Here is a 16,396-nt window from a genome sequence, read left to right as displayed (position 1 = left end):
ATCATCAACTTGAAATTTCGTGTGCTTATTTAGAACCAATCGTAGTAGCGCACCACCCTCCTTTTGTTCTCGTTCATCTTGTTTACACATTATTTATACCATAACGAACAGTGTTCGTAAAGTACATTGTTCGTTTAATTTTAAAATAAATGATTCAAACCATTTTCACACCTCTTGCCTGAGATAAAATAAAAAAACCACAAGAAGACAATCCTTCTTGTGGTAGTAGTATCCGTCAGCTTTCGTACCGACTAACTTATATAATCACTGCATTGTATCCCAGAATTGATTTAGGCTCCAGATACTCCTCGATACCGTAGGTGCCATGATCCCTGCCTATGCCGGAATTTTTGAACCCGCCGAAAGGCGCTTTTGGCTCGTCATGCACGCCATTAACGGAAACCCGGCCAGCCACAATCTGATCAGCCACGTGGTTACCCCGCTCCTTGCTTCCAGAGAAGACGAATGCTTGTAGGCCATACGCTGTATCGTTCGCGATGTCTATCGCTTCGTCTTCTGTCTTATAGGTTATAATGGACAGGACCGGACCAAATACTTCTTCCTGAGCGATGGTCATATCATTAGTCACATTAGAGAACACCGTTGGCTTAACGTAGTAGCCTTCATCTAACCCCTCAGGACTGCCTGTACCACCAACGACCACTTCAGCTCCATCTTCGATCGCCCGATTAATATAATATTGAACCCGATCATACTGCTTCTGATTCACCATTGGCCCAATAACTGAAGCTTCATTATAGAGATCTCCGACTGTTAAAGCTTCGATGGTAGTAACCATCAAGGACTTTACCTCCTCCAAACGCGACTCTGGAACAAGCACTCTTGTACCCGCCAGGCACGCCTGCCCGCTATTGATGAACCCAGCGCTTACGGCAAGCGGAACTGCTTTGGTGAAATCGGCATCTTCTAGAATGACAGTTGGAGATTTTCCGCCAAGCTCTAGAGTAACCCGCTTAAGATTGGCAGCGGCCACTTCCGCGATACGTTTCCCAATTTGAGTGGAGCCTGTGAATGTTATGCCGGTGACATCAGGATTGCGGGTTAATTCCTCTCCCACCTCTTCTCCCTTGCCATTAACGATATTGATAACCCCTTGTGGGATATTGGCAGCATGGATAGCTTCAATAAATATTTCCGTTTGAGCTGCACTGAACTCGCTTGGCTTAACAACTACGGTACAGCCTGCTGCCAGTATTGGTGCTATTTTGTTCGCCATATGCGTAGCATTTGCATTCCAGGGCGTAATGGCGCCAACGACACCGACGGATTTCATGTGAACTTGTGCCGAGCCTGCCGTCCGTATAAATGAATAGGATTCGAGACTTTCCTTCGTATGCAAAAATGCATTTACAGCAATATGAGTCAACATTCTGGCCACGGAAATCGGAGCGCCGTATTCCTTAACGGTTGCCTCTGTTAATCGGTCGGACCGCTCCAGTAGAGATTGGTGCAGCCTTAAGAGAATTTCAGCCCGTTCCTCAACACTCGTCTTCGAAAATGTTTTGAATGCAGCTTTGGCTGCTGCAATGGCACTTCGAGTATCCTCAACATTCCCCAATACGACTTTACCGGTGATTTGTTTGTTCGCAGGGTTGATGAGCTCCAGCTCTTCTGTACCCGATGGTATAACATATTCCCCATTGATATAAATCTTATTGTATAAGTCCATTGTCATGCCTCCAATTCACAAGTATTGAACCACAATTCATATCCTACAAGTTAAAGTTCACTTTAAGTCAAGTCGATCAAAATAGCGAAGCAACAAGTTAAAGAGCAGAGGGATCTATCCCCCTGCTCTTTAAGATGCGCCATATTCTGTATCTACAAACTCAAAAGAGATTTTGAAATGCCATTACCCTTTTATCAAGCCATTAGCAATCAGCCATTCTTTTGCTACTTCAATCGGAGCCCGCTGCTTATTTTCCACCTCGCCATTCAGGCGTTGCATCTCTTGATCCGTGAGCTTCCCTGCGATTGAGTTCAGAACCTGCTCCAGTTCCGGATGCTTCTTCAGCACTTCATCACGGACAATTGGGATGGCGTAATACGGCACGTACACATGCTTATCATCGTCAAGCACCGTAATCGGTCTCACCAGAACCTGGGCGGAGGTTGTCTGCACCATCGCTACATCGATTACGCCCTGGTCTATGGCCTGATACGCCAAGCCCCCTGCTATCGTTTTGATCTCCTTAAAATTAGGTTTGTAGTTCTCTACAACCGGCGGCCAGAGATCCGGACGATTCATAAACTCTTCACTTGCTCCGAAGACCAGCTCTGAGGATTTCGCGGCAATATCCGAGCCTGTCTTGAGACCCAGCTTCTCTGCGATCTCCTTGCGCACTCCGAACGCATAGGAATTAGTGAAGCCCAGTGGATCCAGCACCGTGATCTGATTTTTCTCCTTTAGCTCCTTCTTCACCTTGTCATAGACCACTTGAGGATCATATTCAGGTTTATCCTTCAAAATATTAATGAGTGCCGTTCCTGTATACTCCACATAAGTGTCTACTTCATTTCCTTTTAAGGCTGTCCACAGAAGATTGTTATCAAGTTTCTTGACGATCGCCTTCAGATCTGTCTTATCTTCAATAAGCAGCTTTAATGCATTGGCCAAAATATCCGACTCCGCAAACCCTTTGGTCGCGATCTGAATCGTGTCCGAGCTTGAGCCTGCGCCTCCTGCTGTGGAGCAACCTGAAATTCCAATCGTCAGCAGTATTGCTGCTGTAATCGTCAGGAAGGCTCTCCTGCTCTTCCCCCACTGTTTAAAAAGCTGTTTCCTCTTCATAATCTTATCCCCTTTCGATTGGTCTTCCGATTTTTGATACAAATCTTTGTTGTTACCTAGTCCAAGATTAGCCTCCCTCCAAATTCGCAAAAAAAGAGGCCTCATGTCCCTCTCGGAACATAAGACCTCCATCTGTACGGTGGGTCCAGATTATTAAAATACAATAAACGAGAATTACTAATTAATAATTTTAACTAATAATATTACTGTGAATGAGTGTTTGTCAATCATTTTATACAATTCTCATCGGAATTAAATGTTTTAGCTTATTTCATGTTCTGCTCGTACGATTTCCAGACTTTATTGGCGTAAATACTGTTGAATAGCAATGCCGCTTGGAGCGCTACTTGAGATAAACATCCGCCCACGGTACCGACATCAGTATGACCCGTAGCCACTTGATACGTTAGAACAGCCCAATAGGCCAGGTTAGCAATATTGACGATGATCCACAGCGACCAATTCTCTTTGTATTTACAGATATATAGCACCTGTGCAATAAACGAAATGACGAGGTTAATACTATCGAAATAAGGCAATTGACCGCCTGTTCTTGCTAATACAAACCAACCTACAGCCCAGGCAACAAAGGCAGCGAGGAAAATAAGCCGTTTCATTTTGGGACTAATCGTATTTACCGCTTCATCATTTCCCCATAAGAACCATCCGATCGGCTGGGAGATGACATAGAATATATTCATCACAAATGCGCCATAAGCGTGGCTTTGCCAAGCAATCATTGTCATGGCTATACATTGGACCAAGCCGAAGGCAAAGGTTAATTTCTTCCCTTTCATCCCGAATACAAGGCAAATGACACCGGCTACACCACTCACCATACCGATAATGGAATCCGGGGCAATCACATATGCGACCACCTGTAACAGGATCAATACGATCGCATAAGTTACTTCGAATCTTTTCCAACCGCTAAAGAATTGGTTATATAACCATGATTGTTGTTGTGTGTTTTCCATATGACTCAAGCCTCCTGCTCACTTAAAATCGTTAATGCCAACCCAATCGATGCTTGTTCACCAATCGCTACTGTGTTTTCTCCTGAGACTAATTGATTAACTCCGGCAGACAAATCGGCACGGTATAAGACAACATTATTTAGAATTGAGAGTGTTTTCATTTTACGCAATGTGCCTAATACAAAGATGATGCTGGTCTCCATATCACCGCCAAGTACACCATACTGAGACCATTCTTGTTCTACAGCCTCATTGTTATCCATGTAAAAACCATCATGTGCTCTGGTAATTCCGAAATAGCCCTCAGGATGATGCTTCTTAGCTAGCTGCAACAAATCTGCATCTGGAATGGCTGGATAAATGGATGGAACGTATTTACTGGATAGACCATCATCACGAACGGTCCCTGTAGCAATAATTAAAGACCCTAGCGGAATGTTCTTTTGCATCGCGCCGCAGCTTCCTACTCTGATGACCGAGGTGATCCCTATATTGTGCAGCTCCTCCATGGCGATAGCAGCGGACGGGGCTCCGATCCCAGTAGAAATAACCAAGATATCTTCGCCTTGATAACTACCTTTGATCGATTTAAATTCTCTATTATAGGCCAGGGGCTGTACGTTATCCATCAGCGCGCCAACTTTATCTACTCTGGCCGGATCTCCAACCAAAATGGCTTTTTGCACATTAATTGAGCTATCTAGTTGAATGTGTGCTTGTTTGTCTGTCATATCCTATCTCTTCCTTTCAGGGTCAATCCATAATTTCTCACGATCCACAATCTCTATCTCATCACCACTGATGACGATGCTCCCCTCCACCTCAAGCTGGTTTAAGACACGGTAGACACTTCGGTTGGTAGAGGAGACTGAATCTAAAATGGCCTTCTTCTGGATGATTGTTGACTTCTGCCCATTACTCTCCTCAATAAGCGATGAAATGATTTGTGATCGCACACTGTCTAAGCTGTATTTTATCGTTCGATTGGTAAGCTTATACATCTGCTCACATAGAGAAGCAATCACGATCTGATTGAAATTAGCATCCTTTGAGAGCCAATATAAAAATGCCTTATCAGGTATCTTTATTAAAGTTACTTCACCAATGCTCACTATAGATGCACTATATGGTTTATGGATCATCGCTTCTTGCTCACCAATAAAATTACCGCATGAATAGATATCTAACGTTACCTGTTTAGCGCTTTCATTCATGACATAGACTTTGACGTTTCCGCTTACGACAATGTATACGAAGGCATGCATCTCCCCTTGTGGTAAATAAAACTTGTTCTTCTTGAACGATTGAATCTCCATTTCTCGTAAAACTTCAAAGGGACAATCTTTCAAAATAGCATGGATCTTAGGATTATTGGAAACGATTGCATCGATGCTTGTAAGCATTTGTTCTTATCTCCTTGGGTTATATTTTCTCAAACGCAAAGCATAAAAGCTACGACAAAGGACTTGATATGAATGGATTTATATCTTATTTTTATGATGAACTGCGACATTTTTCAAACCTAAAAAAATCGTCCCCATTATTCTCCAGAAGTCTGCTCACTAACCAAGCTTGCCCTGAACGTTTTGCTCCCATACAGGCTGCACGATTGCTGTGAACATATAAAAAAAGCCGATCGGACAGTGTCCAATCAGCGTTTGAAGCTTTATACCTACTATTAATAGTTGAGGACTTACTGCAAAAATCCTTTTTCAAAAATATTAAATAAATTCTCAAGTGTGATGGGATCACTATAAGAGGAGGATTCCGTATCAATCTCAATCACATGATGATTGGCAACAGCCGGGAGGTTCTTCCAGATTGACGATTCCATGAAGGAATTATCGACCTTGGCGTTTTTGCTCAGGACGATATAGTCTCCGGCATAATCACCCAGCACTTCAGTAGATACGGCATATAAACCTGGACCGAGCGCATCCTTCTTCACTTTGTCAGGCATATTCAGCTGCATCATTTGATAGAGCAATTCCGTTCCCCGCGCGAAGTTATTGCCAAAGACGTAGAAGCTCTTGTTATCGCCTTCCAGCACAGACACTGTTCCATTCTCCCCGATTTTTGCTTTGATCTTGCGGCTCAGTTCTTGCGAACGCTGAGTAAAATCATCGATCCAAGCCTGCGCTTCCTTCTCCTTATTCAAGAGCTTACCGACTTCCAGATGCTGCTTCAAATAATCATTTTTGCCCCACGTGTAGACTACAGTCGGAGCAATCTTCTCGAACTTATCAATATTTTTGTTGTGTGCCGCGGCGAGAATCAAGTCCGGTTCAAGATCCAGAATACTCTCAACATTCTCATCGGACACCACGTTTACCCCTTGTAGCTTGTCTGCGAATAGTGGATTACCGTAAGTCCATTCATCAACGCCAACAAGCGGTATGCCGAGTGACAGTACGTTAGAAGCACTGGTCAGCGCGACAATGCGCTTTGGATGAGCAGGTACTTCTACGGGTCCACGCTCCGATTGATAGACGATTGTATCATTATTTCCCGCCTGATTGGAAGCCGCCGCTTCAGTTGGGCTTGGGCTTGGGGAAGAGGAATCATTCACAGCCTTTTGAGCTCCACACCCACTAATCATGACTACTAATAAAATAAGCAACGGAATAATACGTTTTCTATTCACTTTCTAATATACGCCTCTTCTCTATTATGATATTGATTATCATTATTAATTTAGTCATAGAGAAGAAATATTGTCAATAAATTCTGCTTATTCACAAATCAAATAATTGCACTATAAATGGACGATGTCCAAGGCATATCACGCTTTGCCAAGAACATCGTCCTATTGTTCATCACATAATATTCTGATATGTCTCAACCACATTAACAGCCACCAGGTACTCGCCATCATAATTAGCCCATCGACGCCATGTCTACTCGCGACTCCTCGACAGTCGTGTCTGTAAAACGGCTGCGGCCCGTCCACCATGCCGCCACAAGACCGAACGCAGCTGCGGCTGCCAGAAACCAGAAGCCTGCATGCACGGCTGCGGCCAATGCCTCCTGTGTAGCGGCGGCACTCTGCCCATTCGCACTTGCCCCTTCTAGCAGCCGCTGGATCTGTTGATCAGCGCTACCTTCACCCGCAGCTCCTGCGGGAAGCTCGTGGACAAGCCGCATGTTGATAACAGCCGCCATGACGGCCGTACCAAACACACCACCAACGGAGCGGAAGAAGCCTACAGATGAAGTCGCGACCCCTTTGATCCGCTCGTCAGCACTGAAGGTGACAGCCATCTGCCCGACCGTCATCATAATGCCGACGCCAACACCAATCAGAATCATCAGGAACCGGATATGCCATGGGCCGATATTCAAGCTAGCCACAGTCATCCCAAGCAGCCCCCCGGCGCTGATCAACATAGCAACAAAGATGCAGACGCGCCAGCTCCACCATTTGATAAGCGAACCGCTGACTGCGGCCCCCACCATAACGGAAAACATGAACGGCGTCAGGACGCCCCCGGTGTCCGAGGCGTCACCACCCAGACTACCTTGGACGAAAAGCGGAATGTATATGAGCGATCCGTACATAATGGCGCCCTGCAGGAAGGTCGCTGCCAGCGTCCCGCCAATGGCCCGGTTACGAAACATGACTAGAGGTAAGATCGGCTCTGGCGTGACGACCTCAACCCGCAGGAACGCCACCAGGCAGATCAACCCCAAGCCGAGCAAACCGGCCACCTGCCAGGACATCCAGCCCTCGCCTTCGCCGCCGAGCTTAAGACCCAGCAGGATGGAGAAGGTGGATACGGCGAGTAGGAAGGCTCCGCTCTTATCTACGCTCGGCTTGACATCCGACTTGGGCGTTACCGGCAGCAGCCGGCTCATCGCCACGAAAACCAGTATGCCGAGCGGTATGTTCATATAGAAATTGTAACGCCAGTCCAAGTGCTCTGTGATCCAGGCGCCGAGCGCCGGGCCACTCACGGAAGACACTGCGAATACACCCATATATAGCGTCTGATAAATACCTGCACGTTCCTTTGGCATGTTCGTGAACACCAGCGTGTAGGTGACGGGGATGAGGAAGCCTGCACCCAAGCCCTGAACCGCCCGATAAAAGATCAGCTGCGGCATACTCTGAGCAATCCCGCACAGCGCTGATCCGAGTATGAAGACAACAAGACCTAGCATATAAAAACGTTTGCGGCCATACAAATCCGACAGCTTGCCGGCGATCGGCATCATCATGGTAGAGGTCAGCATATAAATCGTAAACACCCAGGACATCAGTGGCAATCCATACAGTTCCTTCACAATCGTGGGAAGGGCTGTCGAGACGATCGTCTGATCAAGTTGTGTCAAAAAGATGCTGACGAATAAGCCGGCCATCGTCCAGTTGAGTCTTGATTTGCCGGGCAGGGCAGCCTTCATCTGCATCGTCTGCATCGTCGTTCACTCCGTTTCGCTAATAAGTGGTCTCTACCCCCGCAGGCCAGCCCATTTGAGGCATCGCTTGGCATAATTCAGCGGGCTTATATCCGCTGTACGAGCTACAGCATAGGCGCCAATTCTATTGACGGCATCCTCCAACAGGCGCTGCAACGCCTCGGATCCTGCGCTCCCGCGCTCTACCCAGATACCAACGGTTACCTCTTCCACATTGGGGTTATTCCTCAAATCCTCTAACCACGAGACGATAGGCGGCGGCATTTCGCCATATAGAGTGGAAGCGAATACAAATACTAGCTTCTCCGCCCGTCCACCGCTCGTGTCACGCTCCTCCTCCCACGCCAGCAATGGCTGGCGAAGTGAATCCTGTAACCAGAGGCACATATCTGCGCACTCACTGCCCTCCTCAACTGAGGCAGAACCAACACTGTAAATAAAATCCGTCTCGCGCCACTTGGGGTCTGCCTCCTTATTCCCTCCGCCGTATAGGGCAGGCACGACACCGTGCAGCGTCAGCCGGATCATCTGATCGGCCACCCGGTCCTGCAGCGATTCCAGATCACCCTCTCCCCCTACGATTTCACGCAAGTTATCTTCCGAACGGAAGTAAAATTGGTTCATCATGCCCCACAGCAGGAATAGCAACGCCTTCCTATTCATACCCGCGTCTAACGCACCTTCCTGTTGCCAATCGAGAATCATCTCTGTGTGCTTCAAGAAATCCTCATACCAGGTAGAGGAGGCATATTTAGTGAACAGATCACCCTCTTCCATCGCTTCCCAATGGAATATTCTGTACAGATTCGGAATCTGGCACTTAAGACGGAACTGTGCACGAATGTAGGTTGCCAGAAATTCCGGCGCGTTCATCCCGCTCCAGGATAGTTTATTAACGTACTCCTCCCACTGTCGGAACAGACTGACGAGCACTGCTTCATATAGCTTCTCCTTCGATTCGAAGTAATAATGGATAAGCGCCTGATTAACTTCAGCCTTAACAGCGATCTCACTTATACGCGTTCCCGCAAAGCCGCAAGCGGAAAAAACCTCCTCCGCAGCTATTAAAATGCGTTCCTGAACATTTATTTTGGTTTCTGCCGGACCTGGTCCAATCATTTCCTTTCCTCCTTTCCAATTTATTAAAGTATATCTTCAAACCCGGTTCAGCAGCCACTTATCGTTCTGTGACACCCATTCTTTCGCGATTGTCCCGAAGTCGTCCAACTGAGAGTCCATCACGTACAGACCCTTTGTCGGGCAGGAAGCCCCCAGTTCGATGAGCAGCGGCCTCAGGTGAAGCTCGACAGCCAGACTGTGATGCGGAGCCGCTCCCACGAGCAGAGGAATAGCTAACTTGCCAGCCAACGCCTCCGGCGGCAGCTGATCCGCAAACAGCTTCAGGAGCCCTGTATAGGTAGCCTTATATGTAGGGCTAGCGAATACAACAGCTTGCGCACGGGCAATACGCTCATTTAGTTCGGCTGCCACAGGGTCCCCCCATGATAGAAGTGAGCCACCATGTGGCGCCAAATCGATCAATTCATAGGTCACATGAAGTGACGTATGCTCGGCATACTCAGCGATCGCTTCGGCAAGGCGAAGCGAGATTGTATAGGTCTTTGATAACGGTTTCGGATTACCAACAATAACCGCGATATGCATATAAGAACCCTCCTTAGCCCTCCAGCGCCTGCAGCGCTCTGTACTTACCCTGGTAAAATAATAGGGGGCTTGCTTGCGTTTCCGACTCGTACAGGAATTCGCCCTGTCCAACCAGAATCAGATGGTCGCCTCCATCCAGCGTATCCGCCAGACGGCATTCAACTGAAGCAAGGCAGCCGCCAAGTATGGGCAGCCCCAGTTCGCCCTCACGATAGTCAATCTCTGCGAATTTGTCAGTCTCGCTCTTTCGTGCAAAGCACCGAGATAGGTCCTCCTGCGTATCGGCCAGGAAGTTGACCGCGAACTTCCTTGCTGCAAGCAGGCTAACCAGTGTGCTGCTTCCCTTATCCAAGCAAATAATAAGTAGCGACGGTTCGAGCGACAGAGACGTGAATGCATTGGCTGTCATCCCTATCGGCTGTCCTGCTTCATCGAGCGTTGTAATTACTGTAACTCCCGTGGCGAACTTCCCCATCACGCTTCTCCATGCAGTACCTTCCATACTCTATCCCTCCCAATCAATCGAAGCAAAATTACAATTGTTCACTGATATTCCGGCTATCTTCGGCTGTTGCATACCTGCCAGGCGGTTACAGCATAGACGACAGCTGCATCGACCATATCCTTTAGGCTCGGTTGGAACCGGGTCGGACCATAAGTCGCCGACGGTATGTTATACATGTTAAACACGTTATGATCCCGCCACATGCTGGAATAGACCGGGTGCGCGATTGGCGCCGCCCCGCGTCCGCTAGCTTCGCCCGCTGCAGCCAGCGCGGTACGCAGAGGATCGATTCGTGCTGCGTCCGCTTCAAAACCTTGGCGGTAGACTATTGGCCGAACAGCGCCGTTATAACGGCCGCGCTTCAGTAACGCCTCCAGTTCGCGCTGCACATCAGCGACGTTCTGAGCAGGAGTTAGATTTACCTCAACATAAAGCGAACAGACCTCACTTCCTCCGCCAAAGATATGAGGATCACCGCCACGAATGGCTGAGATCTGCACCTTCGGAACAGCTGTGCCGCCCGGCGAGCGGTACGTTTGCCGGATTTCGTAATCTGCAGCCCAGAGTTGCACGTCCACAATGAGCGGCGCAACCTGTACAAGCGCACTCGGATGATCCTTCAATTCAGCCGGATGCTCCAGCAGTGGCGTGAACACATCCTCACCATAGACATCGATGCGGAAGAGCGCATGGCCGCAGCTTACCCAAGAGATGCCAAAGTCAGTACCTTCAGCCGCAATCGCGTAGTCCGGTGCAACACCGCCATGTGTCATCATATAGTGCGCACCGATCTCCTTACCCAGATACTGTGTACCCTTGAACTCCTCAACATGCTCGGGACCGATCTCCGCTGGACAAGCAGTCAGGTACAGATGTCCCGCCAGGGGCAGACCTGCCAGCTTCAACGCTTTGGCTGCTATAAGAAAGCATGCCATCGGCCCCCGATCATTCTCCACCGGATGCCCGGAGAAGCGCCCCTCGACTAGCGAGGCTGTCGTCCAACCCGGATCATCAATTGTACCGCCTGGACGGTATTTCCACTGATCACGCCAATTGTACTGCGGTGCTTCCGTATCCAGATGGCTCGTAAACAGCAAATTCCTACCTGCCTCCGGCGTTTCTCCACCCAGTCTACCGACGACACTGAACCGATCCTCGACCATACCAACACGACTCGGAGCAAAGCCCTCCCGCTCCATCCAGGCGAATACATAGTCACCCGCCTCCTTCTCATAACCCGCCAGACTGCGAATGTTACACAACTCCAGGATAAGTGAGGTCAGCTCCTCAGTGTCGATATGGCGCCGGACGAGGTCTTCTATTTCGGCGATTCGCCCTGCATCTGCGCCGGCTCCGTCCTCTGTGTTTATGAGATTACGATGTTCCGCCATGCTTATACCTCCCCGATATCTGACCACTCTGCCAGTAGCGTTTCCGTGTCAATCAGCGTAGCGAAGTTCAATGCCATCGCCCGCAACGAATAAAGATGAAGCTCTTCCTCGTAGGCTGTGCACGCATCACTAACAACAAAAGCGTCGTAATCTCGCATGAATGCGTCGCGCACGGTCGACTCTACACAGCATTCTGTCGTGACACCTGTCGCGTACACAATACCGATCTCCTTCTCTTTCAGCACCTCTTCCAGATTCGTGCCGACGAAGCCGCTATACCGCGTCTTCGAGACAACTGTATCGCCCGGTGCAGGGAAGAGGCGATAATAATCCGCCCCCGGCTCCCCCTTACGGCATACGGCCGCCGCTACCATGGGATCGATGCCCTGTCTCTCATACCATCTAAGCATTGCAGGCGAGTCTAATTTCGGTTCCGTTTCAAGCCGGATGAAGATGACATCGACACCGGCGCGACGGGCCCCACTTACCAGTCGCTCAATCCTGTCCACCGTCCCATCGATTGTAGACAGATCGGCACCGAATGCCGCTACCGCACCGTCCGGCGCGCAGAAGTCATACTGCACATCGATAATCAGTAGCGCTGTCTTCATTCTTCCACCTTGCGCAACAGCGGTATTACGCGCTCCCCGAAATAGCGGAGATCTTCGGTGTAGTCCGAGAACGTCAGCATCATACCATCGATACCCGTATGCTCAATGATGTGGCGAACTTGCGAAGCGAGTGAATCTGCGTCGCCAACGAGCATTTCATTCATGAACACGTTCTTGGCACGTGCTTGCATTGCATTCTCGCGGCCATCCGGATCCATTCCGTAGCTGCGCAGCAACCCTTTTATCGCCTCAATATCAGCACCATCTTGAAAATGCTTCAGCTTGGCCTCCGCTTCCTCTTGTGTATTTGCCGGAAGCACTCCGAACATCGAGTACGTCTTGATTGTCTTCCCCCGCTCTGCAGCCATCTCCTTGGCGCGTCTCGACAAGGCCGCCAATTCGTCCAGATCACGGCCACCAATGAAGCAGGCATCGCCTTCCTCAATAGTGAAGCCCATCCCTTTCTCAGATTGACCTGCACAGATGATCGGCGGACGAGGTGACTGCTGCAACGGCTTCGGATTAGACTCACAGTCGATCAGTTCGAAATACTCGCCCTTATGATTGACACGCTCCTCCTTCCACAGCTTCTTCACGACCTGCATCCATTCACGGGCCAGGTCATAGCGGGCATCATGGTCCAGATGCTCCGGCCATGTGCCCATCTGTCTGAATTCTCCCGCATAAGAGCCCGACACAACGTTCATGCCGACCCGTCCGCCGCTGATTTGATCCAGTGTCGCGAACATCTTGGCAGCGACAGCCGGATGATAGAGCAGCGTATGCACCGTAGCGAACACCTTAACCCGAGAGGTTGCCTCAGCCAGGCCCGCCATCATCGTCATCGATTCAAGTGAAGTGCCCCAGTGATTTGTCGTGCCGCCATACCCCTTCCACTTCGCCATCGACATAATGAAATCAAATCCGGTCTCCTCTGCGATCACAGCAGCTGCGCGATTGAGTAGATAACTACCGTCTGGACGGGGCTCAGAATCCGATATGATCCAGCCTCCATTCGTGATAGGTAAAAAGACGCCGAAGTCCACATTGTTATAATCAATACCTTTTGTCATATTCGTATCCTCCTGCAGCTGATGTTTGTTATTTGTTTGGCCAGATCAGATTAGCTCCGTCGTAGATGGAATTGAGATATTGGTTGTCCATGACATCTGTAACAGCCAGTGTCTTCGTCAGCACGCCTGCGTTCTTCAGCATGTCGATCTCATTCTGCCACTGTGTGTCCGTTTGCCATCCCACTCCGTGCTTTGAGTCTTGTGCATCTTTAACAATTTGACTTTCAACCGCCCACCGATTAGTCTCAGAGGTCAGATCGTACCCCGATTGTGAACGCTTCTTCAACATATCGAGCGCTTTTTCACCATTAGCAAGCGCCCATTCATGGGCTTTGGCGACAGCACGGAGGAAATCCGCAACCGTATCCGGATGCTCCTTGGCAAACTCATCATTAGCTACGATGACGCCAAATGACGTCTTAGCACCGTAGTCACCAGGATCAATCAAATTTACCTTGAATCCCTTGCTCTCCATAATGTGTGGTTCGTTAGACTTGTAGACAGTGAGCGCGTCGATTTTGCCGGAACTCAGCACGCTCGGATCATAACCGACTGAGACGCCTTTAACCGAGGCTGGATCAATCCCTTCATTTTTGAACATGGCTACATAGTTTGGCGGCAACGCCCCGTGGTACCCAATCGTTTTACCTACCAGATCCTGTGGTTTCGTAATGCCTGAGTCAGCCATAACCATCAGCGCGTTGTTCCCTTTGGCGCCAAAGGTAGCAATCCCTTTAATACCAGCACCGCTAGCAACCGACTGGATGACAAGGCTAGGGGCGCCTGCACTAGCGATCTGTATCTTATCCGCAGCAAGGAACTTCATCCCCTCGGAATCAAGACCACCCTGAATCTCAACATCGATGCCCAAATCCTTAAAGTATCCGAGCTCATCCGCAACAACAACTTCCAGATCAGGCGGCGATGCCCCGAAGTAAAATCCCGTCATATACCTGATTTTCCCTGCCTTCTCGTTGGACGCCTTGCGTGCTGCCCAGTCCGATTCTGCCGAAGCAGGTGTCGACACGATTGCGGTAGGCGATGCTGCTGCCGAAGAAGAGGAGCTGCTGGAATTGCCAGAATTGCCTCCGCAGCCCGCCAGTACCATCGCGAACAGCGTCAGCAGTGCGCCTACCGAACTTACTGTTTTAAAGCCTTTATTCTTTGCCATATCCCAGACCTCCACCTCTATTGTTATCGATTACTCGTGATGCTGTACGCCTAAGTTATCCTTTGGACTGTTCAGAGCTATGCCATGAAAGCACCCTGCGTTCGACCAAACGGACGAGATTGGTCAGTATAATCCCCATCAGTGCGAGCAGTAGGATCGAAGCGAATACCTGATTCATCTGCATATTATTACTTGACAGCATTACCAGATTGCCTAGTCCTTCCGTCGAGCCGCTCCATTCGCCAACGACCGCCCCCATTACGCTCAGACTAACGCAGGTGCGAGCGGCAGAGAACAGATAGGGTAGACTATTCGGCAGCCGTAGTTTCAAGAAAATCTCCATCTTGCTCGCGTGGAGCGACTTCATATATTCATAGTTGTTAGCATCAACAGAGCGGAAGCCTGTAATCGAGTTGACCAGCATCGGGAAAAAAGTGACGATTGCCGCGATCAGCACCTTGGGCAACGCCCCGAAACCAAACCAAATCATGAGTAGTGGAGCGATCGCCGAGATCGGTGTCACGTTGGCAAGTACGGCGAGCGGGAGCAGCGAGCGCTCAATCAAACGCGAGTGCGCCATGATGATCCCACCCGTCAGGGCTAGCACAGACCCAAGGAGGAATCCTCCAATCGCCTCGTACAGTGTTGTCCAAGCATGTGGCAAGTAGAAGGAGAAGTGTCCAAACAATTCTGAAAGCACTGAGCTTGGTGCGGGGAGCGTCAGTGCATTGAGACCGATCAGGCGAACGAGCGCCTCCCAGACAAGGAAGAAGCCAATGAAGGCAACCGTCGGCGGTGCCGACGATGATAAGGCCCGACGCGTTTTCGAAAACTTGTTAGAAGGTGCGGACGACGGATCAAACGTAATTCCAGACTTCCTATTGGCATTCAATTTAATCTCCATCATCGTTACACCTGCTCCTTTTGCGTTTAATCTCGATGTGTTTTGCTTATCAACGACCACCATAGTCAATCCCACCTTTCCTGCAACAAAGCACGGATTTGATGTACATAGTCATGAAAAATCGGATCATTCTCTTCCATCTTCGTTCGAGGATGCGGCAGATTAATGTCGACGATCTCGGTTATTCGCCCGGGACGGCTCGACATGACAACAACTTTATCCGATAGAAATACAGCTTCGCGGATGTTATGCGTAACAAATACAACGGTTTTTTGATGTTTCTCCCAGATACTCATCAACTGGTGACTGATCTTCTCTCTTGTGATTTCATCAAGCGCGGAGAAGGGTTCATCCATGAGCAGGATCGGCGCACCACTTGCGAACGCCCTCGCAATCCCCACACGCTGCTGCATGCCGCCCGACAACTCCTTCGGATATGCGTTGGTGAAGTCGCCGAGACCGACAGCTCGCAGCAATTCCGTCTCGTCTTCGCGGTTGCCCTCATAGGCTGCGCCGCCTTTGCGGTTCACTTCCTGCGGCAGCTGCATATTCTCAATAATCGTGCGCCAAGGAAACAAAGCGGGCGCCTGAGGGACAAAGCCGAACACTTTCGAGGCCTGCGCCTCAAGCGGGGTCATTCCGCCGATACTTACCCCTCCGACATCCGCGGTCTCCAGTCCGCCGATGATGCGCAGCAGCGTTGATTTTCCACATCCGCTCGGTCCAATCAGACTGACGAATGTACCGCTATCAAGCTCCAAATCGATGTTACGTAAAGCCTCAGTCCACTGTCCTTTGCGCGAAAACCTTTTGGACAAGTTCTCCACCAATATGGCTGACATTCGCCTCTCCCCCAATTCTTTTTTTAATT

General features: G+C 49.4%; 16 protein-coding genes. All 16 read right to left on the bottom strand.

From position 1 onward, the window contains the following. Positions 1–256: 256 nt before the first annotated feature. Positions 257–1,690 (bottom strand): aldehyde dehydrogenase family protein, encoded by a 1,434-nt coding sequence (locus ACFORK_RS00695; RefSeq protein ID WP_379194589.1) that lies wholly within the window; start codon positions 1,688–1,690, stop codon positions 257–259. Between the two features lie 183 nt (positions 1,691–1,873). Continuing rightward, complete coding sequence (locus ACFORK_RS00690) at positions 1,874–2,812, bottom strand: ABC transporter substrate-binding protein (RefSeq protein ID WP_379194587.1); 939 nt, start codon at positions 2,810–2,812, stop codon at positions 1,874–1,876. A gap of 266 nt (positions 2,813–3,078) precedes the next feature. Further along, entirely contained in the window at positions 3,079–3,789 is a 711-nt protein-coding gene (gene pnuC, locus ACFORK_RS00685; protein WP_379194585.1) for a nicotinamide riboside transporter PnuC, read from the bottom strand. A 5-nt stretch (positions 3,790–3,794) separates the two neighbouring features. Beyond that, a complete protein-coding gene (locus ACFORK_RS00680) occupies positions 3,795–4,520 on the bottom strand; it encodes a nucleoside phosphorylase (protein WP_379194583.1) in 726 nt (241 codons plus the stop codon). Positions 4,521–4,523: 3 nt separating this feature from the next. Next, a complete protein-coding gene (locus tag ACFORK_RS00675) occupies positions 4,524–5,192 on the bottom strand; it encodes a Crp/Fnr family transcriptional regulator (RefSeq protein WP_379194581.1) in 669 nt (222 codons plus the stop codon). Positions 5,193–5,482: 290 nt separating this feature from the next. Continuing rightward, on the bottom strand, positions 5,483–6,433 hold the full coding sequence (locus ACFORK_RS00670) for an iron-hydroxamate ABC transporter substrate-binding protein (RefSeq protein ID WP_379194579.1): 951 nt from the start codon (positions 6,431–6,433) through the stop codon (positions 5,483–5,485). Positions 6,434–6,666: 233 nt separating this feature from the next. Further along, entirely contained in the window at positions 6,667–8,205 is a 1,539-nt protein-coding gene (locus ACFORK_RS00665) for an MFS transporter (RefSeq protein WP_379194577.1), read from the bottom strand. Positions 8,206–8,238: 33 nt separating this feature from the next. Then, positions 8,239–9,324 carry a TetR/AcrR family transcriptional regulator gene (locus ACFORK_RS00660; RefSeq protein ID WP_379194575.1) on the bottom strand — a complete coding sequence of 362 codons (1,086 nt, stop codon included), beginning with the start codon at positions 9,322–9,324 and terminating at the stop codon, positions 8,239–8,241. Between the two features lie 36 nt (positions 9,325–9,360). After that, positions 9,361–9,870 carry an NADPH-dependent FMN reductase gene (locus ACFORK_RS00655; RefSeq protein WP_379194573.1) on the bottom strand — a complete coding sequence of 170 codons (510 nt, stop codon included), beginning with the start codon at positions 9,868–9,870 and terminating at the stop codon, positions 9,361–9,363. A gap of 13 nt (positions 9,871–9,883) precedes the next feature. Continuing rightward, complete coding sequence (locus ACFORK_RS00650) at positions 9,884–10,372, bottom strand: flavin reductase family protein (RefSeq protein WP_379194571.1); 489 nt, start codon at positions 10,370–10,372, stop codon at positions 9,884–9,886. A gap of 56 nt (positions 10,373–10,428) precedes the next feature. Beyond that, positions 10,429–11,766, bottom strand: a complete 1,338-nt coding sequence (locus tag ACFORK_RS00645; protein ID WP_379194569.1) for a zinc-binding metallopeptidase family protein — start codon at positions 11,764–11,766, stop codon at positions 10,429–10,431. Between the two features lie 2 nt (positions 11,767–11,768). Beyond that, the gene (locus ACFORK_RS00640) at positions 11,769–12,377 is read right to left on the bottom strand and encodes a cysteine hydrolase family protein (protein WP_379194567.1); all 609 of its coding nucleotides are present in this window, start codon (positions 12,375–12,377) and stop codon (positions 11,769–11,771) included. Next, complete coding sequence (locus ACFORK_RS00635) at positions 12,374–13,450, bottom strand: LLM class flavin-dependent oxidoreductase (RefSeq protein WP_379194564.1); 1,077 nt, start codon at positions 13,448–13,450, stop codon at positions 12,374–12,376. The genes ACFORK_RS00640 and ACFORK_RS00635 overlap by 4 nt, the downstream gene beginning before the upstream one ends. A gap of 28 nt (positions 13,451–13,478) precedes the next feature. Beyond that, positions 13,479–14,621: an ABC transporter substrate-binding protein gene (locus ACFORK_RS00630; protein WP_379194562.1), complete on the bottom strand. Its 1,143-nt coding sequence runs from the start codon at positions 14,619–14,621 to the stop codon at positions 13,479–13,481. Between the two features lie 55 nt (positions 14,622–14,676). After that, complete coding sequence (locus ACFORK_RS00625; RefSeq protein ID WP_379194560.1) at positions 14,677–15,588, bottom strand: ABC transporter permease; 912 nt, start codon at positions 15,586–15,588, stop codon at positions 14,677–14,679. 2 nt (positions 15,589–15,590) lie between these two features. Continuing rightward, positions 15,591–16,367, bottom strand: coding sequence for an ABC transporter ATP-binding protein (locus ACFORK_RS00620; protein ID WP_379194558.1), 777 nt, complete (start codon positions 16,365–16,367; stop codon positions 15,591–15,593). Positions 16,368–16,396 lie beyond the last annotated feature (29 nt).

Origin of the sequence: Paenibacillus sp. GCM10012306 (assembly GCF_042649265.1) — a bacterium.
In the GTDB taxonomy this organism is placed as follows: Bacteria; Bacillota; Bacilli; order Paenibacillales; family Paenibacillaceae; genus Paenibacillus_AQ.
This window is presented reverse-complemented; position numbering and strand designations above follow the sequence as displayed.

Bases quoted from the DNA above. Each gene is read 5' to 3' on its own strand.
- ACFORK_RS00635 (WP_379194564.1), bottom strand. From the start codon at position 13,450: ATGACAAAAGGTATTGATTATAACAATGTGGACTTCGGCGTCTTTTTA.
- ACFORK_RS00640 (WP_379194567.1), bottom strand. From the start codon at position 12,377: ATGAAGACAGCGCTACTGATTATCGATGTGCAGTATGACTTCTGCGCG.
- ACFORK_RS00650 (WP_379194571.1), bottom strand. From the start codon at position 10,372: ATGGAAGGTACTGCATGGAGAAGCGTGATGGGGAAGTTCGCCACGGGA.
- ACFORK_RS00645 (WP_379194569.1), bottom strand. From the start codon at position 11,766: ATGGCGGAACATCGTAATCTCATAAACACAGAGGACGGAGCCGGCGCA.
- ACFORK_RS00630 (WP_379194562.1), bottom strand. From the start codon at position 14,621: ATGGCAAAGAATAAAGGCTTTAAAACAGTAAGTTCGGTAGGCGCACTG.
- pnuC (WP_379194585.1), bottom strand. From the start codon at position 3,789: ATGGAAAACACACAACAACAATCATGGTTATATAACCAATTCTTTAGC.
- ACFORK_RS00675 (WP_379194581.1), bottom strand. From the start codon at position 5,192: ATGCTTACAAGCATCGATGCAATCGTTTCCAATAATCCTAAGATCCAT.
- ACFORK_RS00625 (WP_379194560.1), bottom strand. From the start codon at position 15,588: ATGGTGGTCGTTGATAAGCAAAACACATCGAGATTAAACGCAAAAGGA.
- ACFORK_RS00695 (WP_379194589.1), bottom strand. From the start codon at position 1,690: ATGGACTTATACAATAAGATTTATATCAATGGGGAATATGTTATACCA.
- ACFORK_RS00660 (WP_379194575.1), bottom strand. From the start codon at position 9,324: ATGATTGGACCAGGTCCGGCAGAAACCAAAATAAATGTTCAGGAACGC.
- ACFORK_RS00655 (WP_379194573.1), bottom strand. From the start codon at position 9,870: ATGCATATCGCGGTTATTGTTGGTAATCCGAAACCGTTATCAAAGACC.
- ACFORK_RS00620 (WP_379194558.1), bottom strand. From the start codon at position 16,367: ATGTCAGCCATATTGGTGGAGAACTTGTCCAAAAGGTTTTCGCGCAAA.
- ACFORK_RS00665 (WP_379194577.1), bottom strand. From the start codon at position 8,205: ATGCAGACGATGCAGATGAAGGCTGCCCTGCCCGGCAAATCAAGACTC.
- ACFORK_RS00680 (WP_379194583.1), bottom strand. From the start codon at position 4,520: ATGACAGACAAACAAGCACACATTCAACTAGATAGCTCAATTAATGTG.
- ACFORK_RS00690 (WP_379194587.1), bottom strand. From the start codon at position 2,812: ATGAAGAGGAAACAGCTTTTTAAACAGTGGGGGAAGAGCAGGAGAGCC.